The 25,392-nt window shown below is 55.8% G+C and carries 19 protein-coding genes and 1 tRNA gene; 14 read left to right on the top strand and 6 right to left on the bottom strand.

Annotation, left to right across the window (positions count from 1 at the left end; all coding sequences use genetic code 11):
* Positions 1 to 190: 190 nt before the first annotated feature.
* The 4 genes from ACCW76_RS03010 to mutH all read right to left on the bottom strand — a co-directional run bounded on the left by ACCW76_RS03010 (position 191) and on the right by mutH (position 3,167).
* Positions 191 to 1,231, bottom strand: a complete 1,041-nt coding sequence (locus ACCW76_RS03010) for an NADP(H)-dependent aldo-keto reductase (protein ID WP_045816396.1) — start codon at positions 1,229 to 1,231, stop codon at positions 191 to 193.
* Positions 1,232 to 1,374: 143 nt separating this feature from the next.
* Positions 1,375 to 1,593, bottom strand: a complete 219-nt coding sequence (locus ACCW76_RS03005; protein WP_034823127.1) for a YgdI/YgdR family lipoprotein — start codon at positions 1,591 to 1,593, stop codon at positions 1,375 to 1,377.
* A 117-nt stretch (positions 1,594 to 1,710) separates the two neighbouring features.
* Positions 1,711 to 2,421 carry a TerC family protein gene (locus tag ACCW76_RS03000; RefSeq protein ID WP_034823125.1) on the bottom strand — a complete coding sequence of 237 codons (711 nt, stop codon included), beginning with the start codon at positions 2,419 to 2,421 and terminating at the stop codon, positions 1,711 to 1,713.
* A 59-nt stretch (positions 2,422 to 2,480) separates the two neighbouring features.
* Positions 2,481 to 3,167 (bottom strand): DNA mismatch repair endonuclease MutH, encoded by a 687-nt coding sequence (mutH, locus tag ACCW76_RS02995; protein WP_436337707.1) that lies wholly within the window; start codon positions 3,165 to 3,167, stop codon positions 2,481 to 2,483.
* Between mutH and ACCW76_RS02990 the strand changes: the two genes are divergently transcribed.
* From ACCW76_RS02990 to recD, 13 genes are all read left to right on the top strand, one after another.
* Positions 3,166 to 3,339: a hypothetical protein gene (locus ACCW76_RS02990; protein ID WP_436337706.1), complete on the top strand. Its 174-nt coding sequence runs from the start codon at positions 3,166 to 3,168 to the stop codon at positions 3,337 to 3,339. The genes mutH and ACCW76_RS02990 overlap by 2 nt on opposite strands.
* 511 nt (positions 3,340 to 3,850) lie before the next feature.
* The gene (gene rppH, locus ACCW76_RS02985; RefSeq protein ID WP_034823115.1) at positions 3,851 to 4,381 is read left to right on the top strand and encodes an RNA pyrophosphohydrolase; all 531 of its coding nucleotides are present in this window, start codon (positions 3,851 to 3,853) and stop codon (positions 4,379 to 4,381) included.
* A 12-nt stretch (positions 4,382 to 4,393) separates the two neighbouring features.
* On the top strand, positions 4,394 to 6,640 hold the full coding sequence (gene ptsP / locus ACCW76_RS02980) for a phosphoenolpyruvate--protein phosphotransferase (RefSeq protein WP_038645088.1): 2,247 nt from the start codon (positions 4,394 to 4,396) through the stop codon (positions 6,638 to 6,640).
* 115 nt (positions 6,641 to 6,755) lie between these two features.
* Positions 6,756 to 7,637, top strand: a complete 882-nt coding sequence (gene lgt / locus ACCW76_RS02975) for a prolipoprotein diacylglyceryl transferase (RefSeq protein ID WP_034823111.1) — start codon at positions 6,756 to 6,758, stop codon at positions 7,635 to 7,637.
* A complete protein-coding gene (gene thyA / locus ACCW76_RS02970; protein ID WP_045816400.1) occupies positions 7,634 to 8,428 on the top strand; it encodes a thymidylate synthase in 795 nt (264 codons plus the stop codon). The genes lgt and thyA overlap by 4 nt, the downstream gene beginning before the upstream one ends.
* Before the next feature lie 90 nt (positions 8,429 to 8,518).
* Positions 8,519 to 9,079: a prepilin-type N-terminal cleavage/methylation domain-containing protein gene (locus ACCW76_RS02965; protein WP_436337705.1), complete on the top strand. Its 561-nt coding sequence runs from the start codon at positions 8,519 to 8,521 to the stop codon at positions 9,077 to 9,079.
* Positions 9,070 to 9,609, top strand: coding sequence for a prepilin peptidase-dependent protein (locus tag ACCW76_RS02960; RefSeq protein WP_436337704.1), 540 nt, complete (start codon positions 9,070 to 9,072; stop codon positions 9,607 to 9,609). The genes ACCW76_RS02965 and ACCW76_RS02960 overlap by 10 nt, the downstream gene beginning before the upstream one ends.
* Positions 9,606 to 10,034, top strand: coding sequence for a DUF2509 family protein (locus ACCW76_RS02955; protein WP_436337703.1), 429 nt, complete (start codon positions 9,606 to 9,608; stop codon positions 10,032 to 10,034). The genes ACCW76_RS02960 and ACCW76_RS02955 overlap by 4 nt, the downstream gene beginning before the upstream one ends.
* Positions 9,970 to 10,308: a prepilin-type N-terminal cleavage/methylation domain-containing protein gene (locus tag ACCW76_RS02950; RefSeq protein ID WP_436337702.1), complete on the top strand. Its 339-nt coding sequence runs from the start codon at positions 9,970 to 9,972 to the stop codon at positions 10,306 to 10,308. Before ACCW76_RS02955 ends, ACCW76_RS02950 begins: the two co-directional genes overlap by 65 nt.
* 79 nt (positions 10,309 to 10,387) lie before the next feature.
* Positions 10,388 to 13,768 carry an exodeoxyribonuclease V subunit gamma gene (recC, locus tag ACCW76_RS02945; RefSeq protein ID WP_436337701.1) on the top strand — a complete coding sequence of 1,127 codons (3,381 nt, stop codon included), beginning with the start codon at positions 10,388 to 10,390 and terminating at the stop codon, positions 13,766 to 13,768.
* Between the two features lie 105 nt (positions 13,769 to 13,873).
* The gene (ptrA, locus tag ACCW76_RS02940; protein WP_436337700.1) at positions 13,874 to 16,771 is read left to right on the top strand and encodes a pitrilysin; all 2,898 of its coding nucleotides are present in this window, start codon (positions 13,874 to 13,876) and stop codon (positions 16,769 to 16,771) included.
* Positions 16,768 to 20,313: an exodeoxyribonuclease V subunit beta gene (gene recB, locus ACCW76_RS02935; RefSeq protein WP_436337699.1), complete on the top strand. Its 3,546-nt coding sequence runs from the start codon at positions 16,768 to 16,770 to the stop codon at positions 20,311 to 20,313. The genes ptrA and recB overlap by 4 nt, the downstream gene beginning before the upstream one ends.
* Entirely contained in the window at positions 20,310 to 22,160 is a 1,851-nt protein-coding gene (recD, locus tag ACCW76_RS02930) for an exodeoxyribonuclease V subunit alpha (RefSeq protein WP_436337698.1), read from the top strand. The genes recB and recD overlap by 4 nt, the downstream gene beginning before the upstream one ends.
* A gap of 166 nt (positions 22,161 to 22,326) precedes the next feature.
* Here the strand turns inward: recD and argA are convergent, their stop codons facing one another.
* Positions 22,327 to 23,655 carry an amino-acid N-acetyltransferase gene (argA, locus tag ACCW76_RS02925; RefSeq protein WP_034823094.1) on the bottom strand — a complete coding sequence of 443 codons (1,329 nt, stop codon included), beginning with the start codon at positions 23,653 to 23,655 and terminating at the stop codon, positions 22,327 to 22,329.
* A 232-nt stretch (positions 23,656 to 23,887) separates the two neighbouring features.
* On the opposite strand from argA, the gene amiC reads away from it, so the two are divergent.
* On the top strand, positions 23,888 to 25,123 hold the full coding sequence (gene amiC, locus ACCW76_RS02920; protein WP_038645103.1) for an N-acetylmuramoyl-L-alanine amidase AmiC: 1,236 nt from the start codon (positions 23,888 to 23,890) through the stop codon (positions 25,121 to 25,123).
* Positions 25,124 to 25,189: 66 nt separating this feature from the next.
* On the opposite strand, the gene ACCW76_RS02915 is transcribed toward amiC, so the two are convergent.
* A tRNA-Met gene (locus ACCW76_RS02915) sits at positions 25,190 to 25,266 on the bottom strand.
* Positions 25,267 to 25,392 lie beyond the last annotated feature (126 nt).

The raw sequence follows: 25,392 nt of genomic DNA, 5'->3' as shown, positions 1-25,392 counted from the left end.
GAAAAACCAGGTCGCCAGCCATGGCGACCATAGATCCGAAATGCGCGCCTTCACGGTACTCAAGCAAAAACCGCGTCATACGCCAATAGGGTGCGCATCCAGGCTCATCGGGCCAAAGTCTTAACCACCAGGCGATCAATGCTGCAGGTCGTTGCGACGCAAACCGTTGCGCCGCAACGATGACATCCCGTTAAGGTGCCGGGTAAGTATACTGACGATGAATCGCTTCCAGTTCCTCTAACACATCGGCATTCAGCGTCAGGTTGAAACTCTCCACGTTAATCTTCAGCTGTTCCAGTGTGGTGGCGCCCAGCAGTGTACTCGCCACAAACGGCTGTTGACGCACGTAAGCCAGCGCCATCTGTGATGGATCCAGATTGTGCTTCTTCGCCAGACCAACATAAGCGGCAATCGCCTGATTCGACTGCTCACCACTGTAGCGGGTGAAGCGGCTAAACAGGGTGTTACGCGCACCGGCAGGTTTAGCACCATTCAGATATTTGCCGCTCAGAGTCCCAAACGCCAGGCTTGAGTAGGCCAGTAGTTCAACCCCTTCATGCTGGCTGATTTCCGCCAGACCGACTTCAAAGCTGCGGTTCAGTAGGCTGTACGGGTTCTGAATGGTCACAATACGCGGCAACTCGTGCTTCTCAGCCAGCTGCAGATAGCGCATCACGCCCCATGCAGTTTCGTTAGACACGCCGATGTAGCGAATCTTACCTGCACGCACCTGCTCATTCAGGGCTTCCAGCGTTTCCAGCAGCGTCACGTTGGCGGTGGTTTCGCTGTACTGGTAGCCCAGTTTGCCGAAATAGTTGGTTTGACGCTGCGGCCAGTGCAGCTGGTAGAGATCGAGATAGTCGGTGTTCAGACGCTTCAGGCTGGCATCCAGCGCTTCGCGAATGTTTTTGCGATCCAGCGCCTGGTTAGGGCGAATCGACGCATCTGCGCCGCGCACCGGACCGGCAATTTTGCTGGCCAGAATGATCTTGTCACGGCTGCCGCGCTTCTTCAGCCAGCTGCCAATGTACTGTTCGGTTAATCCCTGGGTTTCCGGGCGTGGCGGCACCGGATACATTTCAGCGGTATCAATCAGGTTGATGCCACTGCTAATCGCGTAATCGAGTTGCGCGTGGGCGTCGGCTTCGCTGTTTTGCTCACCAAACGTCATGGTTCCTAACCCCAGTTGGCTGACTTCCAGCGTACTGTGGGGGATGCGGTGATAATGCATTGCCGGCTTCCTTTTTTCATTATGAAAGGGAATGTTGTGTCCTCTGGGACTATATCCTGTGAAGCGGCGCGGAAGGAAGGGGGGAAAGTTCGGGAAATCGCCTGCACTGGGGAAAAAATCGTGCAGGCAATCGAATTTGGCACTTAACGCTCAATGATGGTGGAGACCTCGTCACCATTGATCTGCATCACATGACCTTGATCGTCAGTGTACTGCACCAAACCTGTCTCTTTATCGATGGACGGTTTGCCATCAGTCTTAATCATACGGCCATCTTTGGTCGCCATCACGTAATCACTGCTGCAACCACTCAACGTCAGCGCGACCAGCATAATACCCACGACACTCACCAACCCTTTCATTCTTATCTCCCTCAACCTACTTCAACTGCAAAAGTGTAGTAATAAATGCTTTCGCTGGCTGACGTAATCGCATCATTCCTAAAATTAAAGGGCGAGATGCGCTCGCCCTTGACATCGTTAAGCCGCGCTTTTCTTGCTGCGCATCAGGTTCAGGCACTCCACGGCCATGGAGAAGAACATGGCAAAATAAATGTAACCTTTTGGTACATGGATGCCGAAACTCTCCAGAATCAGGGTAAAGCCGACCAGAATCAGGAATGCCAGCGCCAGCATTTTCACCGATGGATGGCGCTCAACAAATTCACCAATGGCGCGTGCGGCAAACATCATCATCAACACGGCAATGACCACGGCAGCCATCATGATGAACAGATGATCGGACAAGCCGACAGCGGTGATCACCGAATCGAGGCTGAAAATAATGTCCAGCAACATGATCTGTACGATCGCGCCGAAGAAGGAGTGGACGTTGGTTTTGTGTTCACCTTCGGCGCCTTCAATGGTTTCATGAATCTCCATACTGGATTTCCACAGCAGGAACAGACCACCAAACAGCAGGATCAGGTCGCGCGCCGAGAAGCTGTGATCCATCAGGGTAAACAGCGGATTGGTGAGGCGGACTACCCAGGCGATTGACGCCAGCAAGCCCAGTCGCATCAGCATGGCACCCATTAAACCGAGGCGGCGAGCTTTGTTTTGTTGGTGTTTCGGCAACTTAGCGACAACCAGCGACAGGAAGATAATGTTGTCGATACCCAAAACCACTTCCAGAATGGTCAATGTTCCCAGTGCCAGCCAGGCATTGGGATCAGCAATCCAGTCAAACATGAATCATTCAATCCTAAACGAAAATTAAACGGCGATTATACGCACCCGATACGCCTGACTTACAGTAGAAAATGGCGTGCCAGCAGCGGTCCGGTGAAGCTTTTTTTGAGATAAAAACCGCGCGGTAGCGTCATTATAGGTTCTCCACGCTCACCGATGGCTTCCGTCAGCGCTTTGCTGTTGGCCGCTTTCGGGCGGATCTGCAGCCAGGCGCCGTGACGGGCGGTAATGCGTTCCACCTGGCCCAGCACGATCATATCCATCAACTCTTCCCAGTCTTCACGCAACTGCTGATCTTCTTCTTCGCTCGGTTGCCATAACAGCGGCGATCCCACACGACGGTCAGCGAGAGGCAAAGCACGGTCGCCCTCAATCGGGATCCATAACACCCGTGCCAGTTTGTGGCGCACATGGCTGGTCTCCCAGGTTACGCCGCTGTTGCCAGTCAGGGGCGCCAAGCAAACAAAGGTGGTTTCCAGCGGTTTGCCCAGCGCATCCACGGGGATGGTCTTGAGTTCTATACCGAGATGGGCGAAATCCTGCTCCGCTTTGCTGCCCGCGCTGGCACCCAGGTGCTGCTCAATCAGCATGCCAACCCAGCCTTTATCCCGCCGCAAATCAGCCGGCACCGGTAAACCCAGCTGTGCTGCCAGTGCTGCAAACGTCTGGCCTGCCAGTTGTTGTGCGCGCTGCAGTAATTCAGCTTCATCTTGTGGTGGCGTCGGCAATAAAACGGGGGAATTCATGGCAAAACTCATATTGGTTAAAGGATGTACAGCGCTGGCGGGTATGAGTTTTCCACATGTGCGCAGCGTGAATAACCGTGATAATAGCATGATTAAGCGTGCTTTTTTATTTGCATTGCCGGACGACAGTGAATGCTATGGCAAGGTTATCCCAGTTTGTTATCGACAATGAACAGGATCTCCAGCCTACTTATCCACAGAAAGGTGGGATAACCCCCTTGCTGAGCACCCCTGTTTCCATTTACAGCCTTGACTTTAGCGATTTGAACGCTTTTTTTCCTTTCTTTGACCAGGTTTAGGGCATTCTCTGTGGATAAAAGCGACACTGGTGGATCTTTGAGCAGCGAATGGAACCTGAGGTTAATTAGAAAGTGATCCGCGTTGAAACAACACTGTCATTTTTTCCTATCACTATGATTAATGGTGTTTTTAGTGCTATTCTTTGTCTGCCTTATGAGAATTTTCCGAAGTGGTTATTCAACTCATTCCCGTGTTCTGCACAAAGCTATCCACAGAAAAGGTGAATAAGATCGCCCTGAAAACCACTCTGCTGTTTATAACTTGGCTAAACTCTGTGAGTTATCCTGTTTTTATACTGCTATCACCCCGGATATCCAGTGGTTTACCGCCTGTAAGGAGTGTGAAACAATCAGGCTATTCAAATTTAGCTTTGAGGTAGTCCAGTGATCGATGATGATGGCTACCGCCCGAATGTTGGTATCGTAATCTGTAACAGGCAAGGACAAGTGTTATGGGCCAGGCGCTTTGGACAGCACTCCTGGCAATTTCCTCAGGGAGGCATCAATCCGGGTGAAACCGCTGAACAGGCGATGTATCGCGAACTGTTCGAAGAAGTGGGTTTACACCGCAAAGATGTTCGAATACTTGCTTCAACCCGTAACTGGTTACGTTACAAGTTGCCAAAACGTTTGGTGCGTTGGGACACAAAGCCGGTGTGTATCGGCCAGAAACAAAAGTGGTTTCTTCTGCAGTTGATGTGTAGTGACGCGGAAATCAATGTGCAACACAGCAGCACACCTGAGTTTGATGGTTGGCGCTGGGTCAGCTTTTGGTATCCGGTGCGTCAGGTCGTCTCTTTCAAGCGCGATGTCTATCGCCGCGTGATGAAAGAATTCGCTGGCGTGGTGATGTCTATGCAGGAGAGTGCGGGGCAGCGTAACAACAATGCCGCTCATCGACGTAAAAGAGGATAGGCCACGCCCTTTATGCTCACTCAGTTGCGCGAAATAGTAGAGAAAGTGGCGAGTGCTCCGCGTCTGAATGAAGCACTCGACATTCTGGTAAACGAAATTTGCCTTGCGATGGAAACCGAGGTCTGCTCGGTTTATCTCGCAGATCACGATCGTCGTTGCTACTACCTGATGGCAACGCGCGGGCTGAAAAAGCCGCGCGGTCGCACTGTCACGCTGGCGTTTGATGAAGGGATTGTCGGGCTCGTCGGACGTTTAGCCGAGCCGATCAACCTTGCCGACGCGCAAAGCCATCCCAGCTTTAAATACATTCCCTCGGTAAAAGAAGAGCGCTATCGCTCCTTCCTCGGCGTGCCGATCATCAGCCGCCGCCAACTGCTTGGCGTGCTGGTGGTACAACAGCGCGAACATCGTCAATTCGACGAGAGCGAAGAATCATTCCTGGTGACGCTGGCCACGCAAATGGCGGGCTTGTTGTCGCAATCACAACTTGGCCAACTGTTTGGTCAGTTCCGTCAGACGCGGGTCAAAGCCATCGCAGCGGCGCCTGGCGTGGCGGTCGCCCCCGGTTGGGTTGATGAAACTCAGCCGTTGCTGGATCAGGTCTCTGCCGCCTCGACGCTGGATGTGCAGCGTGAACGCGAGCGTCTGGTGCTGGCGATGGGCGAGGCCGGCAATGAATTTCGCCGCTTCAGCAAACGCTTTACTGCCAGTGTGCAAAAAGAGAGTGCGGCGATCTTCGATCTCTACTCACACCTGTTAACCGACGCCCGTTTGAAAAAAGATCTGTTTGCCGAGATCGATCGCGGATCGGTTGCCGAGTGGGCGGTCAAAACGGTGATCGAGAAGTTCGCGGAACAGTTTGCCAGCCTGCAGGATCAATATTTACGTGAGCGCGCGGGTGATTTGCGCGTGCTCGGGCAACGTCTGCTGTTTCACCTCGACGATACGCTGGTGGGGACGAATGCCTGGCCTGAACGCTTCGTGCTGGTGGCGGATGAACTCACCGCGACCACGCTGGCAGAGCTGCCACCAGAGCGTTTAGCCGGTGTGGTGGTACGCGACGGTGCGGCCAATTCCCATGCGGCCATTCTGACGCGCGCGATGGGTATTCCCACCGTCATGGGTGCGGATATCATTCCTGCACAGCTCAACAAACGCCTGCTGATTGTCGATGGCTACCGCGGCGAGTTGTTAATCGATCCTGAACCCGTGTTGGTGCAGGAGTATCAGCGTTTGATCAGCGAAGAAAACGCGCTGAGCAAAATGGCTGAAGGTGTGGTGGAGCAACCCGGCGAGCTGAAAAGCGGCGAACGGGTGCAGGTGATGCTGAACGCGGGCCTGAGCCCTGAGCATGAGCAGAAGCTGGATAACTGGGTGGATGGCATTGGCCTGTACCGCACAGAGATTCCGTTTATGCTGCACAACGGCTTCCCGTCGGAAGAGGAGCAGGTCGCGCAATATCAAGGCATGCTGCAACTGTTCTACGATAAGCCGGTGACGCTGCGTACGCTGGATGTCGGCGCGGATAAACAGCTGCCTTACATGCCGATCAGTGAAGAGAATCCTTGCCTCGGCTGGCGTGGCATTCGTTTGACGCTCGACCAGCCAGAAATCTTCCTGGTGCAGGTGCGCGCCATGCTGCGTGCAAACGTGGCATCAGGCAATCTCAGCATTCTGCTGCCGATGATCAGCCATATCGATGAGATCGACGATGCGCGTCGTCTGATCGATCGTGCCGGTCGCGAAGTGGAAGAGATGTTGGGTTATGTGATCCCGAAGCCGCGTATTGGCGTGATGATCGAAGTGCCTTCCATGCTGTTTATGATCCCGCATCTGGCGGATCGTGTGGACTTTATCTCCGTTGGCACCAACGATCTGACGCAGTATTTGCTGGCGGTGGATCGCAACAATACCCGGGTGGCGAATCTCTACGATCCTCTGCATCCGGCGATGCTGCGCGCGCTGCAAAGCATTGCCCATGAAGCCCGCCAGGCCAAACTGGAACTCTGCCTGTGTGGTGAAATGGCGGGTGATCCAATGTGCGTGGCGCTGCTGGTGGGCATGGGTTATCACCATCTCAGCATGAACGGCAAAAACATTCCGCGCGTGAAGTATCTTTTGCGTCACCTCGATCACGAGGAAACGCAAAAGCTCAGTGAAAATGGCGTGGCGGCGCATACCGCTTCTGAAGTGCGCCATCTGGTATCCGCGTTCATGGAGCGACGTGGACTGGGCGGTTTGATTCGCGGCGGTCGTTAACAGCGTTTACATTTCCGCGGCAATTGTGAAAAGCGGCTGTGCTATCATGCGCAGCCTTTTATGGTATGACCCCTTAGCCAGACCCGTTTCAGGGCAGAAAAAACGATGGTGAAAGATGACTAACGGCTACATTTCGTTTCCCCAATTCGATCCGGTAATTTTCTCCATCGGACCGATTTCGCTTCACTGGTACGGTTTGATGTATCTGGTGGGCTTTGTATTTGCTATGTGGCTGGCGGTGCGCCGTGCCAACAAACCCGGCAGCGGCTGGAAAAAAGAAGAAGTGGAAAACCTGCTGTATGCGGGCTTCCTCGGCGTGTTCCTTGGTGGCCGTATTGGTTACGTGCTGTTCTATAATTTGCCGCTGTTCCTCGATAATCCACTCTATCTGTTCAAAGTCTGGGATGGCGGTATGTCGTTCCACGGTGGCTTGATTGGGGTGATCGTGGTGATGCTGGTGTTTGCGCGCCGTACCAAACGCACGTTCTTCCAGGTGTCCGATTTCATTGCTCCGCTGATCCCGTTTGGTTTGGGTGCCGGCCGTCTCGGCAACTTCATCAACGGCGAGCTGTGGGGCCGTGTCGATCCCAACTTCAAATTCGCCATGCTGTTCCCGGGGTCGCGCAGTGAAGATATCGCGCTGGCGGCGAACAATCCGCAATATCAGCAGCTGCTGAGCACTTACGGTGTGTTGCCGCGTCATCCTTCGCAGCTGTATGAGCTGTTCCTCGAAGGCATCGTGCTGTTCATCATTCTCAACCTGTTTATTCGCAAGCCGCGCCCGATGGGCAGCGTCTCTGGCCTGTTCCTGATTGGCTATGGCGCTTTCCGCATCATCGTCGAGTTCTTCCGCCAGCCGGATGCCCAACTGGGCCTGTTTGAAGGTGGCATCAGCATGGGGCAGATTCTCTCCATCCCGATGATTCTGGCCGGTGTGATTATGATGATCTGGGCGTTCCGTCGTCGTCCGCAGCAACAAACTCGTGAGGTAAAATGAAACAGTATCTGGATTTAATGCAACATGTGCTGAATGAAGGCGCAGAGAAAGCCGACCGAACCGGTACGGGCACCCTGTCGATTTTCGGCCACCAGATGCGTTTCAATTTGCAGGACGGTTTTCCACTGGTCACCACCAAGAAAGTGCACCTGCGTTCCATCATTCATGAGCTGCTGTGGTTCCTGAAAGGCGAAACCAACATCAGCTACCTGAAAGATAACAAGGTGACGATTTGGGACGAGTGGGCTGATGAGAATGGCGATTTAGGTCCGGTCTACGGCAAGCAGTGGCGCAGCTGGGGCAGTGCGTCAGGCGAAGAGATCGACCAGATTAGCAAAGTGATTGAGCAGTTGAAGCGCGATCCCGATTCACGCCGCATCATTGTATCGGCATGGAACGTGGGTGAACTGGACCAGATGGCGCTGGCACCGTGCCATGCATTCTTCCAGTTCTACGTGGCGAACGGCAAGCTCTCATGCCAGCTCTATCAGCGCTCCTGCGATATCTTCCTCGGCCTGCCGTTTAATATCGCTAGCTATGCGCTGCTGGTGCATATGGTGGCGCAGCAATGCGATCTGGAAGTGGGTGATTTTGTCTGGACCGGTGGCGATACTCATCTGTACAGCAACCACCTGGAGCAGGCGCAGTTACAGCTAACGCGCGAGCCGCGCCCGCTGCCGAAGCTGGTGATCAAGCGTAAGCCTGCTTCTATCTTCGACTACAACTTCGAAGATTTTGAGATCGAAGGTTACGACCCGCATCCGGCCATTAAAGCGCCTGTCGCGGTGTAAACTGACTCGCATCAACCCTGAAGCCCTGCCACTGTGCGGGGCTTTTTTATCTCTGTTATCTGCATCCGCCTCACAAAAATTTGTCTCTACATGTACCGCGCGAAACTAGCCTGCGCGACGCTTTCGATCCTGCTTGATGTTGTCTTGTTACCCGCCGTGAAGACGCGCATCTTTATCGCCATGAACAAACACGCAAACCTCGGTTTCACCTTGCCGGAACTGCTATTGGTGATGGTGATCGCTGGCATCCTCAGCCTCGGTGCCCTGCACAGTTGGCAGCGCTGGCAGCAGCATCAGCAGCTGCGCGATAGCGTGCAGCAACTACAGGGGTTTCTGTTACGGCTGCGCGCCCATGCGAACTGGCATAACAGCGATCTCAATTTGTGGTTAATTCCCGGCGAACGCGGCTGCCTCGGCGTGGGGGTAAAACCGCCGGAGGGTTGTGAGCTGCCTTCACGCTGGAGGTTAGCGCCGCCGCACACCGGGGTGCGCTTCAGCGCGATCATCGGTGAGCCGGGTTTCTTTGGGCGGCGTGACGTGGCGCGGCCTGGCAGCATTGAGGTTGAAAGCGCGGCCGGTCGCTGGCGGGTGATTATCTCTGCGCGAGCACGCCTTCGTGCCTGCCAGAGGGGAGAAAAAGGGTGCGAATAGCGGAGGCCGGCTTCAGCCTGCTGGAGATGCTGATTGCGCTGGCGGTAGGGGCAATATTAATGGTCAGCGTGGGGCGGTTCTTGCCGCTACTGCTGGAACAAAATCTGCGCCTGCAGCAGCGTGTGCAGTTGCAACAGGAGCTACAGCAGCTTTCCCATACGCTGCAAAAGGCGTTACAGCGCGCGGGATATTGTCGCGGGCAATGCAGTGGACCGGCGCTCACGCTCGCTGCTGGTGGCAGCTGTGTCCTGCTGCGCTGGGATGAAAACAGCAATGGGCGCTGGGAAGATGTGGGCAGCAGTGAAAGTGACTTTTACGGCTATCGATTGCGCAGTGGGCAACTGGAAATGCAGCGCGCGGTGGATAGCTGCAACGGCAACGGTTGGGAGCGCCTGACCGATCCTGCTTTTCTCACGATTGAGCATTTCAACGTGGTGCGGCAGGGAACCCGGTTAGTTCTCCATCTGACGGGGCGAGCGGGTGCGCAAAGCCTGCAGGTTGAGCACTGGATTGAAGGACGAAATTTATGAGTCAGCACGGCAACAGTACGTTGGGCATGGTGTTGATGCTGTTACTGCTCGGCAGCCTGACGCTTCATGCCACGCGCACGCAGTTGTCGCAGGGCATGGTGCTGGTGGCCGATACACAGCAGTATCATCAAGATTTTGCGCAAGCACAGGCTGCGCTGCAATGGGGGCTGATGCAGAGTTGGCCTGCAGCGTCCGGTTGGCAATGCCAGCAACAGCCCGTACACCAGTGGTTAAGCTGCTTATTACATACGGAGGAGGGTAATGCGCTGTTATCGGGTCAGGATGAAAAGAGTGAACTCCGCCTCTGGCAATGGGTCTCGCCACGCAGCCATCGGCTGCATCCCCAGGCGCACGGCTGGATTGACTACTGTCCATTGTCTAAACCGGAGCACTGCCAGCCGCAGGAAGGATCAGCAGGGCTTTAGCCTGGCTGAAACGCTGGTGGCGATGCTGCTGCTGGCGATGACCATCAGCACGCTGTTGCAATACCATCGAGCGCTGGCCTTAGGGTTTAGTCAACAGTGGCAGCAGCGCCAGGCGTGGCAGGTTGCCGGACAAGCCTTGCTGGGGCGTGAGGTGGCGGGCTGGCACATCGAGTGTCAGCAGCAGAGTGTGGGCATAGGATGCGTGCTGGAGCGCATCACGGTGACGGGCTCGCAACAGCGCAGCGCCAGCCTGGCTCAGCTCAATTGTCACTAAGGTGACCTCGGCGATAGGCATCGTTAGCGATACAGGGTAGAGTGACCAGGCTGCGCTGTTTTCCCTCTCAAGGAGATTTATGTTCCGGGTTTACCACTCCAATCAGCTTGATCTGTTGAAAAATCTGGCAGGTATTCTGATTGAAAACCAGCCGCTGAACGATGCGTTCGCGGCCGAACAGGTGCTGGTGCAAAGCCCCGGCATGGCGCAGTGGCTGCAGATGGAACTGGCAAACAGTTTTGGTATTGCAGCGAACATCGACTTTCCGCTCCCTGCGACCTTTATCTGGAACATGTTTGTCAAAGTGCTGCCCGGCATTCCAGAGGAGAGCGCTTTCACCAAAGCCAGCATGAGCTGGAAATTGATGCATCGCTTGCCCACCTTGCTGGAGCAGGAGGCGTTTCAGCCGTTGCGTCACTACCTCAATGATGACGATGACAAGCGCAAGCTGTATCAACTCAGCGCCCGCGTTGCCGATCTGTTTGACCAGTATCTGGTGTATCGATCTGACTGGCTCAACAGTTGGGAGCGCGGGGAACTCGTCGACGGCTTGAGCGATGCCCAGCAGTGGCAGGCACCGCTGTGGCGCGATCTGGTGGCGTTCACCGAACAATTGGGCCAGCCGATGTGGCACCGTGCCAACCTGTATGCGCGCTTTATCCACGCGCTGGAGCAGGCAACGACGGCACCGGCGGGGTTGCCGCAGCGCGTGTTTATTTGTGGTATCTCTGCGTTGCCGCCCGTGTATTTGCAGGCACTGGAAGCGCTCGGCCGCCATATCGATATTCATCTGCTGTTTACCAATCCCTGCCGCCACTACTGGGGCGATATTCAGGATTACGCGTTCCTCGCGAAATTGCAGAGCCGCAAGCGTCGCCGCATGCAGTCTGAAGAGGCACAGCCGCTGTTCCGCGATCCCGAAGCAGCGCCGACGCTGTTCAACGAACTCGGCGAGCAACAACTCACCAATCCGTTATTGGCCTCCTGGGGCAAACTCGGGCGCGATAACCTGTTCCTGCTCAGTCAGATGGAATCCGCCGCCAACGATATTGATGCCTTTGTTGAGATGCCGCAGGACAGCTTGCTACACAGTCTGCAAGCCGATCTGCTCAACCTGGATGACCACGCCGTGATCGGTTTGCACGCCGATGAACTGGGTAACAGCCACAAAAAACGGGTGCTCGATCCTGACGATCGCACCATCACGCTGCAGGTGTGTCATAGCGCTCAGCGTGAGGTGGAAGTGTTACAGGATCATCTGCTGGCGCTGATGGAGGCCGATCCCGATCTTAAACCGCGCGACATCATCGTGATGGTGGCGGATATCGATAGCTACGCGCCATTCATTCAGGCGGCGTTTGCCAGTGCGCCAGCGGATCGTTATCTGCCGTTTGCCATCTCGGATCGCCGCGCCAGCCAGGCACATCCGGCGATTCTGGCCCTGCTGAGCGTGCTGGCATTACCGGACAGCCGTTTCGCTTCTGAAGAGGTCCTGGCGCTGCTGGAAGTCCCTGCGCTGGCGCAGCGATTCTCGGTGGATGAAAGCGGTCTGCGCCTGCTGCGTCGCTGGGTGATGGAATCCGGTATTCGCTGGGGGCTGGATGATGCCAGCGTCGAAGCACTGGCACTGCCCGCCACCGGCCAACATACCTGGCGCTTTGGTTTACAGCGAATGCTATTGGGCTACGCACTGGAAAGTCGTAACGGTGACTGGCAGGGCATTCTGCCTTACGACGAATCCAGTGGATTGATTGCCGAACTTGCCGGACATCTGGCCGAATTACTCTCTCGCCTCGAAGCATGGCGCACCCGATTGGCCGGCGAGCGTACGCTGCCAGAATGGCTGCCGCTGTGCCGCGAGCTGATTGACAACTTTTTCAACGGCGATGCCGAAAGTGACGCGGCGTTACTGCTGGTTGAAACCCAGTGGAAACAAATTATCGAACAGGGCATGCAGGCTGACTATCAGCAGCCGATTCCTGTGACCTTATTACGTGACGAGTTGCGCTCGCGCCTCGATCAGCAACGTATTAGCCAGCGCTTCCTTGCCGGGCCGATTAACTTCTGTACCCTGATGCCAATGCGTTCCATTCCGTTCAAAGTCGTCTGTTTGCTGGGGATGAACGATGGCGTCTATCCACGCACGTTAGCGCCGCTCGGTTTTGACCTGATGCAGCAGCAGGCACGCAAAGGCGATCGTAGCCGCCGTGATGATGACCGCTACCTGTTCCTGGAAGCCCTGATTTCTGCACAACATCAGCTCTACATCAGCTATATCGGTCGTGCGATCCAGGACAACACCGAGCGTTATCCCTCCGTGCTGGTGACGGAGTTGGTGGATTATCTTGGTCAGAGTTTTTGTCTGCCAGGCGACGAAGCGTGCGAACCCGACGTCAGCGAGCAGCGTGTTCGTGAACATTTACAGAAGCTCCACAGCCGCATGCCCTTTGCAGCAGAGAACTTCCGCCCTGACGCTTACGGCCAGAGCTTCGCGACAGAATGGTTGCCCGCTGCCACCGGCAGTGGCGTGGCGCAGCCAGACTTTGTGCAACGGTTGCCGCCACTGCCGCTGGAAACGCTCTCGCTGGAGCAATTGCTGCGCTTCTGGCGTCATCCGGTACGGGCCTGGTTCCAGCAGCGGCTGGGCGTGGCTTTCTGGATGGAAGAGAGCGAATTGCCGGACAGCGAGCCGTTTGCCCCGGATAGTCTGGAGCGTTATCAAATCAATGCTCAGCTACTGAATACCCTGGTCAACGGTGAGGATCCTGCGCAGCTTTATGCACGTCATCGTGCAGCAGGCAATCTGCCATATGGTGCTTTTGGGGAACTTTTCTGGCAGAGCCAGACCGAAGAGATGCAGGAAGTGGCCGCCGAAGTGAGTGGACAGCGCCAGCCCGCAGAGAGTTGGGAAATCAATCTGTCGCTGAATGGGGTGCAGTTGACCGGCTGGTTAACCCAGGTACAAGCTGATGGGTTGTTACGCTGGCGTCCGGGTGTGCTGAACATGAACGATGGCCTGCTATTGTGGCTGGAGCATCTGGTGTACTGCGCGTTAGGCGGCAAAGGAGAAAGCCGCATGTACGGGCGCAAACAGAGCCGCTGGCGTTTTAAAGCCATCGACGCTGAACCCGCGCTGTCCCTGTTGAGTGAATACGTGGCGGCTTATCAGGCGGGGATGATGGAACCGCTGATGTTGTTGAACAAATCGGGTGGCGCCTGGCTGGATGCCAGTTTTGATCGAAAATCCGGACAGTTGCTGGACGATGACGCCACGCAGAAAAAGGCATTTAACAAATTGCTGCAAGCCTGGCAGGGTGGTTTTCAGGTGGAGGGCGAAGGCAGCGATCCTTATTTGCAGCGCCTGAGCCGTACGCTGGATGATGAGGCGGCGCAGCTGATTGTTGCCGCCGCTCGCCAGTGGTATTTACCGGTGCGCCTTGCGCATCAAGATGATGAATAGCAATCGGGTAACGCCGCTTTTGCGGGTGTTCCCAAAATCATAAAAAGTTGTCTATTGCGCCGCTGGGCACACAGCCAGCGGTAAAGGGTAAAGAAAGGGGTTTAAATGCGGATTTACGCACGCTGGATTGGAGCGCTGCTGCTGAGCATGCTGGCGCTGAATGCCTTTGCCGATAGCGATCGCGGCTGGCAGCCCATCAATGAAACGATTCGAAAAAGCGATCACGATCCGCGCAGTTATCAGGCCATCACGCTGACTAACGGTATGACGGTGTTGCTGGTGTCTGACAAAGAAGCGCCTAAATCACTGGCCGCACTGACGTTGCCTATCGGCTCGCTGGACGATCCAAATCAGCAGCTTGGGCTGGCGCACTATACCGAACATATGGTGTTAATGGGCTCAAAACGCTATCCGCAACCGGATAATCTGGCCGAATTCCTGAAAAAGCACGGCGGCAGTCACAATGCCAGTACCGCGTCTTATCGCACCGCGTTCTATCTGGAAGTAGAGAATGATGCACTGCAACCGGCGGTGGATCGCCTGGCCGATGCTATTGCAGAGCCTTTGCTCGATCCGGTCAACGCCGATCGTGAGCGTCATGCAGTTAATGCAGAACTCACTATGGCGCGTTCGCGCGATGGCCTGCGTATGGCGCAGGTCGGGGCGGAAACCCTGAACCCAGCGCATCCAGCTTCCCGCTACTCAGGCGGCAACCTTGATACGCTGCGCGATAAGCCAGACAGCAATTTGCATCAGGCCTTGACGGATTTTTATCACAGCCACTATTCCGCCAATCTGATGAAAGCGGTGATATACAGCAACAAATCGCTGCCGGAAATGGCCGACATTGCGGTCCAGACTTTTGGACGAGTGGCTAACCATCAGGCCATCGTGCCGAAAATCGAAGTGCCGGTGGTGACCGATGCGCAGAAAGGCATCATCATCCACTACGTGCCCGCCCAACCGCGTAAACAGCTGAAAGTTGAATTCCGCATCGCCAACAACAGCGACCAGTTCCGCAGCAAAACCGATACGTTGATCAGTTACATCCTGGGCAACCGCAGTAAAAACACCCTTAACGACTGGCTGCAAAAGCAGGGGCTGGCCGACGGTGTGAATGCCGGTGCCGATCCGATGACGGACCGCAACAGCGGCGTGTTTGCCATCACGGTCTCCCTGACCGACAAAGGCCTGGCACAGCGTGATGAAGTGGTGGCGGCGATCTTTAGCTACCTCGACATGCTGCGTAGTAAAGGCATCGATAAGGGCTATTTCGATGAGGTATCGCATGTGCTGGCGCTGGATTTCCGCTATCCGTCGATCACCCGTGACATGGATTACATTGAATGGTTAGTGGATACCATGCTGCGCGTGCCGGTGGATCATACGCTGGATGCACCTTATCTCGCGGATAACTTTGATCCTGCGGCGATCAAATCTCGTCTGGATGAGATGACACCGCAAAATGCCCGCATCTGGTATATCAGCCCGAATGAGCCGCACAACAAAGAAGCCTATTTTGTGAATGCGCCTTACCAGGTCGACAAAATCAGTGATGCACAGTTTAGTGACTGGCAGCAGCGCGGCGCGCAGATCCAACTGTCGATGCCGACGCTGAATCCGTATATCCCTTCTGATTTATCCATTATGCCTGGCGATGGCAAAACGTATACGCATCCGGTGGCACTGACCGACGGTGACAGCATGCGCATCTACTGGATGCCAAGCCAGTTCTACGCCAGTGAACCAAAGGCAGCCATTACTCTGGCACTACGCAACAAAGCGGCAATAAGCGACGCGCGTCAGCAGGTGTTGTTTGGTCTGAATGATTATCTCTCCAGCGTGGCGCTGGATGAGTTGAACTCGCAAGCGTCAGTGGGGGGGATCAGTTTTTCTACCGGTGAAGATGACGGCATTGTGTTCAGCGCCAGTGGTTTTACCCAGCGTCTGCCGGAGTTACTGAAAAAACTGGTTGAGGGCTATGCCAGCTTCCAGCCGGACGCACAGCAACTGGAACAGGCGAAATCCTGGTATCTGGATCGACTGGAAGCAGCCGAGAAGGGCAAAGCCTTCGAGCAGGCGATTCAGCCGATGCAGATGCTGTCACAGCTGCCGTATACCCAGCGTGAGACGCGCCGCAAGTTGGTGAAAGACCTGACGCTGAAAGACGTGACGGATTACCGTGATGCCTTACTGCGCAACGCCACGCCGGAAATGATGGTGGTGGGCAACCTCTCCGCCGATCGCGTTAAACAGCTGGGCACCGATCTGCAACAGCAGTTGCACAGTGATGGTCACAGTTACTGGCACAGCGATTACGTGGTGATCGATAAAGCCATGAAGGCCAACCTGCAAACCGCAGGAAGCAGCACGGATTCTGCACTGGCAGCACTCTACGTGCCACTGGGTTACGACGAGTATCAAAGCATGGCCAACAGCACCATGTTGAGCCAGATTATCCAACCCTGGTTCTATAACCAACTGCGCACCCAGGAACAGCTGGGCTATGCGGTGTTCTCGTATCAGATGCCGATTGGTCGCCAGTGGGGGATTGGCTTCCTGCTGCAAAGCAACAGCAAGCAGCCGGCCTATCTGATGCAGCGCTTTGAGGCGTTTTATCCGCAGGCTGAGCAACGCCTGCGCGATATGAAACCGGAAGATTTTGCCCAGTATCAGCAGGCGCTGATCAACGACTTAAAACAGCGCCCGCAAACTCTGGATGAAGAAGCGAATCGCTATAGCCGTGACTTCAACCGACAGAATTTTGCTTTCGATACGCGTGAAAAAGCCATCGAGCAGATTCAAAAGCTCACGCCGCAGGGCGTGGCCGATTTCTTCCATAAAGCGGTGCTGGAACAGCAGGGCATGGCGATGATTTCGCAGATTGGCGGCAGCCACGATGGCGCCACCAAAGATGATTATGCACCTCTGCCAAGCTTCACGACCTGGGATCAGGTGGAGAAGCTACAGCAATCCCTGCCGGTTAAGAGTGACGAGCAATGAGCCTGATTCAGCCGCCAGAACCGCTCAATCCGCTGACGCTGCCGTTGCGTGGCGAGCGGCTGATTGAGGCGTCTGCCGGAACCGGCAAAACCTTCACTATTGGTCTGCTTTATCTGCGGCTTTTGTTGGGGCTGGGCGGGCAAAATGCCTACGCCCGGCCACTGTCGGTCGAAGAAATTCTGGTCGTGACCTTTACCGAGGCGGCCACCGCAGAGTTGCGCGGACGTATCCGCGCCAACATCCATGAGCTGCGGCTGGCCTGCATTCGCGGTACCAGCCGCAATCCGATGCTGATGCAGTTGCTACAGGAGATGCCGCAACCTGCGGAAGCGGCATCGCTGCTGCTGGCTGCAGAGCGGCAGATGGATGAAGCGGCGATCTTTACCATCCACGGCTTTTGTCAGCGCATGCTCAATCTCAACGCCTTTGAATCCGGCATGCTGTTTGAACAGCAGCTGATTGAAGATGAACAGCAACTGCTGCGTCAGGCCACTGCCGATTTCTGGCGTCGCCACTGCTATCCACTCTCGCTGGATATCGCCCGCGTGATTGTCAGTGAGTGGAGTGGCCCGGAGCAATTGCTGGCGACGTTGCGGCCATGGCTGCAAGGCGAATCACCTCACCTGCGTTTAGCGCCCGCTGACGACGAAACGCTGACGACGCGCCACAACGAAAACCTGGCGCGCATTAACGCGATGAAAGCCCAGTGGCGCGCGGTGGGTGAAGAGGTGCTGACTCTGGTGGGGCAGTCCGACGTGGACAAACGCAGCTACAGCAGTAAAAATCTGCCGGTGTGGGTGAGTAAAATCGGTTTCTGGGCACAGAGTGAAACCCTGGATTATCAGGTACCCGCAGAGCTGGCGCGATTTGGTCAACGGGTGCTGGAGGAGAAAACCAAAAAAGGCCATCCTCCGTACCATGCCCTGTTTGCGGCCATCGACCTGTTTCTGTCCCAGCCCATTTCACTGCGTGATTTGCTGATTGCACGCGCGCTGGTGGACATCCGCGCCGCCGTGCGGAAAGAGAAACGCCAACAGGCGCTGCTGGGTTTTGATGATCTTCTGAGTCGGCTGGATGATGCTTTACAGCAGCCAGCAGGAGATATGCTGGCGCAGGCGATTCGTCAGCGTTTCCCGGTGGCGTTAATTGATGAGTTTCAGGATACCGATCCGCAGCAATACCGCATTTTCCGTACGCTCTACGGCAATCAGCCTGACCATGCATTGCTGTTAATTGGCGATCCAAAACAGGCCATTTACGCCTTTCGTGGCGCAGACATCTTTACCTATATTCGCGCGCGCAATGAAGTGAGCGCACATTACACCCTGGACACAAACTGGCGCTCTTCGCCAGCGATGGTGGAGAGCGTCAATCAGCTGTTCACTCGGCTCGATTCGCCCTTTGTCTTTGATGCCATCCCTTTCTTGCCGGTGCGCTTCGCTGAACCGAATCAGACGCTCTCACTAACCCTTGATCACCAGGAGCAAGCGGCACTGCGTTTTTGGCTGTTGCCGGGAGACGGGTGCAGTGTAGGCGATTATCAGCAGGCGTTAGCACGACAGTGTGCGGCTGATATCAGCCACTGGTTACAGGCAGGGCAGCAACAGCGTGCATTGCTGGGTAAAGCGGCCGCGCAGCGCCCAGTACAGGCATCGGATATTACGGTGCTGGTGCGAAGCCGCAACGAAGCCAATCTCATCCGTGAAGCACTCAACCTGCTTGGCATTCCCTCAGTCTATTTATCGAATCGCGACAGCGTGTACACCACGCCGGAAGCGCGCGAGTTGCTGTGGTTATTGCAGGCGGTGCTGGCACCCGAACAGGAGCGCATGCTGCGTACGGCGCTCGCCACCTCGCTGTTTGCTTTTGATGCGGCACAGTTGGATGCATTGGATCAAGATGCGCGCGGTTGGGATGAATTGGTAGAGACCTTTGCCCGCTGGCAACTGCTGTGGCAGCAGCGTGGCGTATTACCGATGCTGCGCCAGCTGATGCAGGAACGTCAGTTGGCGGAAAATCTGCTTGCCTCAGAAAATGGCGAACGCCGCCTGACCGATTTGCTGCATCTGGGCGAGCTGATGCAGGAGGCGGCGGCACAGCTCGATAGCCCGCATGCATTGGTGCGTTATCTGGCGCAGCAGATTGCCAGCCCGGACAGTCAATCGTCCAGCCAGCAGTTGCGTCTGGAAAGCGATCGCCATTTGGTGCAGATCGTCACCATCCATAAATCTAAAGGTCTGCAATATCCGCTGGTGTGGCTGCCGTTTGCCGCCGGATTCCGCGAGGCGGATACCGCGCTGTATCACGATCGCGACAACTTTGAAGCGGTGCTGGATCTGCAGGCCGATGATGCAAGTCTGGCGATGGCCGAGCAGGAGCGTTTGGCCGAAGATCTGCGCTTGCTGTACGTGGCACTCACCCGTTCGGTATATCACTGCAGCGTCGGCGTGGCGCCGCTGTTTCGCGGTACGCGTAAAAAAGAAGGTGAGAGCGATCTGCACAAAAGCGCACTGGGCCATCTATTACAGCGCGGTGAAGCGGCGACAGCGGAACAGCTGGGCGCTTTACTCAATCAGCACAATGTCGCGGGTACCGAGGTGATGTACGTGCAGGATCTGGGGTCCGAACGCTGGCAAGCGCCTGATCCCGCTCATGACACATTGGCTGCCCGCACCGTTAGCCGCACGCTGGTGGAACCCTGGCGCGTCACCAGCTACTCCGGCTTGCAGCAACACGGTAGCCAGCGACTACTTGATGTGATGCCGCGTTTCGATCTGGAAGCCGCAGGCGAAGAACAGCAGGAAGAGATCGCTGAAGCCGCACTGACGCCGCACCATTTTCCACGCGGCGCCGCACCAGGGACTTTCCTGCATGAACTGTTCGAATCACTCGATTTCCCTCAGCCCCCCACGGCGGCATTGCTGGAGCAGCATCTGCAGCAGAATGGGTATCCATTGTACTGGCAACCGATGCTGACTGATTGGATTGCGCGCGTGGTGAGCACGCCGCTCAACGATCAGGGGATACAGCTCGGTCAGGTACAGGCCAGCGATCGACTCGTGGAGATGGGCTTCTACTTGCCGATTGACGGTTTGCTGACCGCGAATGATCTGGATGCGCTGATCCGTCAGGATGCTTTATCGTCCGATGCACCGCCGCTCGATTTTCGTCAGGTGCAGGGCATGTTGAAAGGCTTCATTGACCTGGTGTTCCGCTGGCAAGGCAAATACTACCTGCTGGATTACAAATCCAACTGGCTGGGCGACAGCCACGAAGCTTATACGCCAGCAGCGATGAGACAGGCGATGATCGACCACCGCTATGATTTGCAATATCAGCTCTACACGCTGGCGCTGCATCGCTATCTGCAACATCGCCTGGCAGATTATGACTATGAGCAGCACTTCGGCGGCGTGTTTTATCTGTTCCTGCGTGGCATGGATGGCACTTCACCGGCCAACGGCGTATTCCACACACGGCCAACTCTGGATTTTGTTTCACAACTGGATAGCCTGTTTCGCGGGCAGGGAGCCACGGCATGAATGGCCTTACAGCGCTATTACAACAGGCGGTTGAGCTGCGTTTACTGCGTTCACTGGATGTTCAGTTCGCACTGTTACTGGCAGATGACACGCAGCCAGCACGCCTCCTTGCGGCTGCCTGTCTCAGTGCGGAAGCGGGTGAGGGGCACGTCTGTTTACCGCTGTTACAGTTGAGCCGTGAAGGGTTATTCAAGGGCCGTCACCCTGAACTGGCGCAGGCCATCTGGCTGGCGGCGGGCGAACCGCAGGACTGGACGCAAATTCTGGCTGGCTGGCCTGCTCTGAGCGACAGCAACAACGAGCAGGCAGCACCGATTGTACTGACCGAAGGCCGTCTTTATCTGCATCGTCTCTGGCACCATGAAGGGCAAGTGGCGCGTTTCTTTCAGGCGCAGTCTGCTCCGCAGGCATTTCCTGATGGAGAGGTGCGTGCTGTACTGGATAACCTGTTTGGTACCGAGCCAGATGACTGGCAAAAAATCGCGGCGGCGGTGGCGCTAACGCAGAAAACGGCGGTGATCTCGGGCGGCCCCGGCACCGGGAAAACCACCACCGTGGCAAAACTGCTGGCGTCCTTGATTCGCCTGAGCCAGGGCGCGCTGCGCATTCAGCTGGCCGCCCCGACCGGCAAAGCGGCGGCGCGTTTAACCGAATCGCTCGGTAAAGCGTTGCAAAAACTGCCGGTCAGCGACATTGAGCGCCAACGCTTCCCTGCGGAAGCTACCACGCTGCACCGTTTGCTCGGTGCCCAGCCCGAAACTCAGCGCCTGCGCTATCACGCCGGTAACCTGCTGCATCTGGATGTGCTGGTGGTGGATGAAGCCTCAATGGTTGATTTGGGCATGATGGCCAATCTCATCGCCGCACTGCCACCCCAGGCGCGCGTGATTTTTCTTGGTGACCGTGACCAGTTGGCGTCAGTAGAAGCCGGTGCGGTACTGGGCGATATTTGCCGCTGTGCGGAAGCGGGATACAGCGTCGCGCGTTCCGCCCAGCTGAGTGCGTTAACCGGTTGCCAGGTTGAAGGCCACGATGATGACAGCGCGCCAGCCGTGCGCGACGCCATCTGCTTATTACGCAAGAGCTATCGCTTCGATGCTAACTCGGGCATCGGCAAGCTGGCGGCTGCGGTCAATGCAGGCGAGCCAAAGGCGGTTGAGGCCGCATTTAACGCGGGCTTCAGCGATATATCACGCCAGCCACTCAATGATGGCGAGGCCTATCAGGCAATGCTGAATGATATCGCGGAAGGCTACCGTCCGTTCCTGCGGCTGGTGAGCCAGCGAGCACAGCCCGCAGAGATTCTGCACGCATTTGGGCGATATCAACTGCTGTGCGCACTGCGAGAAGGGCCGTTTGGCGTGCAGGGATTGAATCAGCGTATTGAGCAAAAACTGATGCAGCTGCAGCTGATTCGTCGTCCACAGGGTGGCAGCCGCTGGTATCAGGGGCGCCCGGTGATGGTGACACGCAATGACAGTGCACTTGGGCTGTTTAACGGCGATATCGGGATGACTTTGTTAGATGATGAAGGGCTACTGAAGGTTTTCTTCCCGTTACCCGATGGCAGCATTAAAGCGGTGCAGCCGAGCCGGTTACCGGCGCATGATACGGCCTGGTCGATGACGGTGCATAAATCGCAGGGATCGGAGTTCGACCATACTGCACTGGTGATGCCGGCACAGTTTTTACCGGTGCTCACTCGCGAACTGATCTACACCGCCATTACCCGTGCGCGCAAGCAGTTAACGCTCTACAGCGATGAAAGCGTGTTTCGCCGTGCGGTGCAGTTACGCACCCAGCGCCGAAGCGGATTGCTGGATCGATTGGGCGGGGATTCATTCTGAGCCGGAGTTGAGGCCGGTGTAGAAACCGACCTCAGGTCAGTGCGGGTGTTTTATTGGATGCGCGTGGATGCGCATCCTTACAACGTTATCAGTCAAATGCGCTGGGCAATTCCAGACCTTCTAGCGCAGCCTGACATTCTCTGCTCTTCTGCCGCATTCACCGCCGTTAGCGCAAATCCGCCATCAGCACTTTCGAACGGCGCTGATAGTTATACATCTGCTTCTTACTCTCCGGCAGTGATTCAATATCAACCGGCGTAAAGCCGCGCTCCTGGAACCAGTGAATACTGCGAGTGGTCAGCACAAACAGCTTCTTCAGCCCCATCTGGCGTGCCTGCAGCGCCACACGCTCCAGCAACAGCTCGCCGCGTGAAGAGCTGCGGTAATCGGGATGCACCGCCACGCAGGCCATTTCACCAATCTGCTCATCCGGGAAAGGATAGAGCGCGGCACAAGCGATGGTCAGATTGTCGCGCTGAATAATGGTGAATTTGTCGATCTCCATTTCCAACTGCTCGCGCGAACGACGCACCAGAATGCCTTGCTGCTCCAGCGGGCGAATCAATTCGAGAATGCCGCCAATATCGTTGATGGTGGCACGACGAATCTGCTCAGCGGACTCCATCACAATCTGCGTACCAATACCGTCACGCGAGAACAGTTCCTGAATCAATGCGCCATCTTCCTGATAACTGATCAGGTGGCTACGACGTACGCCGCTGCGGCAGGCTTTCACCGCGCCACGCAGGAAACGCACGGTGCCCGACAGGAAATCACCGTCGTTTTCCATCTCATCGATGCGCGCCTGCGCTTCGTTGGGGAACAGCTCAGAGATAATGGTGCCTTCGCGGTTGGTGACGCCTTGTTCAGAGCAGAAGCCAATCATTTTCTCGGCTTTTAGCTTGATCGCCAACTGCGTGGCCACTTCTTCGGATGTCAGGTTAAAGCTTTCACCCGTCACCGACACCGCGACTGGGCCGAGCAGCACAATGGCATCATTATCCAGCTGACGATGGATGGCTTCTTCATCGATACGACGAATACGGCCGCTGTGGCAGTAGTCCACGCCATCATCGACGCCCAGCGGCTGGGCAATAATAAAGTTACCGCTCACCACGTTGATGTGCGCGCCTTGCAGTGGGGTGTTATTCAGGCTCATCGACAGTCGCGCGGTAATGTCGAGTTGCAAACGTCCGGCGGCCTGCTTCACCAGTTCCAGTGATTGAGCATCAGTAACGCGCGTATGTTTGTGGTAAATCGGTTCCAGCTGCTGTTGCGCCATGCTGGCATCAATCTGCGGTCTGGCACCATAGACAACCACCAGGCGAATGCCGAGACTATGCAACAAGCCAATGTCGTTAACGATGTTGGAAAAGTTCTCATGCTCGATAGCTTCGCCGCCAAGCATAATGACAAAGGTCTTGTCACGGTGGGCATTTATATAGGGAACGGTATGGCGAAAACCCTGAACCAGTTCAGTACTACGTTCCTTCACGGCAAACCCTCTGTGAATGTTTATTCGTAATTTGTGTATTTTTATGCTCTTTTGCCAGCTATTGCAAGCGCCGGGCCTGACGTTACTTTACGATTTTCCTGATGCAACCCATGCTAACAGCCTGCATTATCTGGTTTTTCTGGCAAAACAACCCACGGCTTGCTAAGCAAAGTTTTCGCCTTCCTCTCGTCAATTGACGATATTTTAGACACTACACGGCAGTTGGAGCGGCATGTCTCAGGCTTTTACACGACGACGATTATTGCAGGGCGCGGGTGCGCTCATGCTATTAAGCGTAACGCGAACCGGGCTGGCGGCCAGTCAGCATATTGTGGCGGTGCGCATCTGGCCTTCGTCAACATACTCCCGCGTGACGCTGGAATCGAATGTTCCCCTCAAATACAAACAGTTCACTTTGAGCAATCCCGATCGCCTGGTGATCGACATCGATAACCTGCATATCAATCCGGTTCTGAAAGGGGTGGATAAGCAAGTGCGCGTTGACGATCCCTATATCAAACATGCGCGAGTTGGCCAGTTTGATGCCAACACGGTGCGCGTGGTGCTGGAACTGAAGCGCAACGTTGCACCGAAGATCTTCACGCTGGCACCGGTTGCGGGCATCAAACATCGCTTAGTGGTCGATCTCTATCCGAGCCAGCCCTCGCCGGAAGAGGATCCGCTACTGGCGTTACTGAACGATTACAACCAGGGCGACCTTGAGCGCGATCAGCCGGCGCAAGCGCCTTTACCGGGCAAAGCGGGGCGCGATCGTCCGATCATCATCATGATCGATCCTGGCCACGGCGGCGAAGATCCCGGCGCGCATGGCAAATACAAAACGCGTGAGAAAGACATTGTGCTGAAGATTGGTCGCTACCTGAAGGCGTTGATCGACAAAGAGCGCAACATGAAAGCGTATATGACGCGTAACGAGGATGTGTTTATCCCGCTGCGCGTGCGGGTAGCGAAAGCGCGTAAACAGCGTGCCGATCTGTTTGTCTCGATTCATGCCGATGCCTTTACCAGCCGTGCGGCGCGGGGGTCGTCGGTGTTTGCGCTCTCGACCAGCGGTGCAACGTCTACGGCTGCACGCTTCCTGGCGCAGACCCAGAACGAATCAGATCTGATTGGTGGTGTGAGCATGAGCGGTGACCGCTATCTGGATCACACCATGTTCGACATGGTGCAGCGGCAGACCATCAGCGACAGCCTGAAATTCGGCAAAGAGGTGTTATCGCGTATGGGTCACATCAATCATCTGCATAAACGCACGGTGGATCAGGCGGGATTTGCGGTGCTTAAAGCCCCGGATATTCCATCGATTCTGGTGGAGACTGCGTTTATCAGCAATGTCGAGGAGGAGCGTAAGCTGCGCACACCGCGTTATCAGCATCAGGTGGCTGAGGCGATTCTGCATGGGATTAAAGCGTATTTCGATAAAGGTGCGGTGCTGGCGCGTCGCTAAGAAGAGGGCGGCCGCTGTGCGGAAGCCAAAAACAAAAAAACACCCGTTAAGGTGCTTATCTGTAATTGGTTGCGGGGGCCGGATTCGAACCGACGACCTTCGGGTTATGAGCCCGACGAGCTACCAGGCTGCTCCACCCCGCGTCCGTCTGACGCGTTACACGACTTTCAAATTGTCTCTTCACTTAAGAAGAATTGGTTGCGGGGGCCGGATTCGAACCGACGACCTTCGGGTTATGAGCCCGACGAGCTACCAGGCTGCTCCACCCC

The organism is Pantoea sp. C8B4, from assembly GCF_051336905.1.
Taxonomy (GTDB): domain Bacteria; phylum Pseudomonadota; class Gammaproteobacteria; order Enterobacterales; family Enterobacteriaceae; genus Pantoea; species Pantoea rwandensis_B.
Note: the sequence above shows the minus strand (reverse complement) of the source record. Positions and strands in the feature narration are given on the sequence as shown.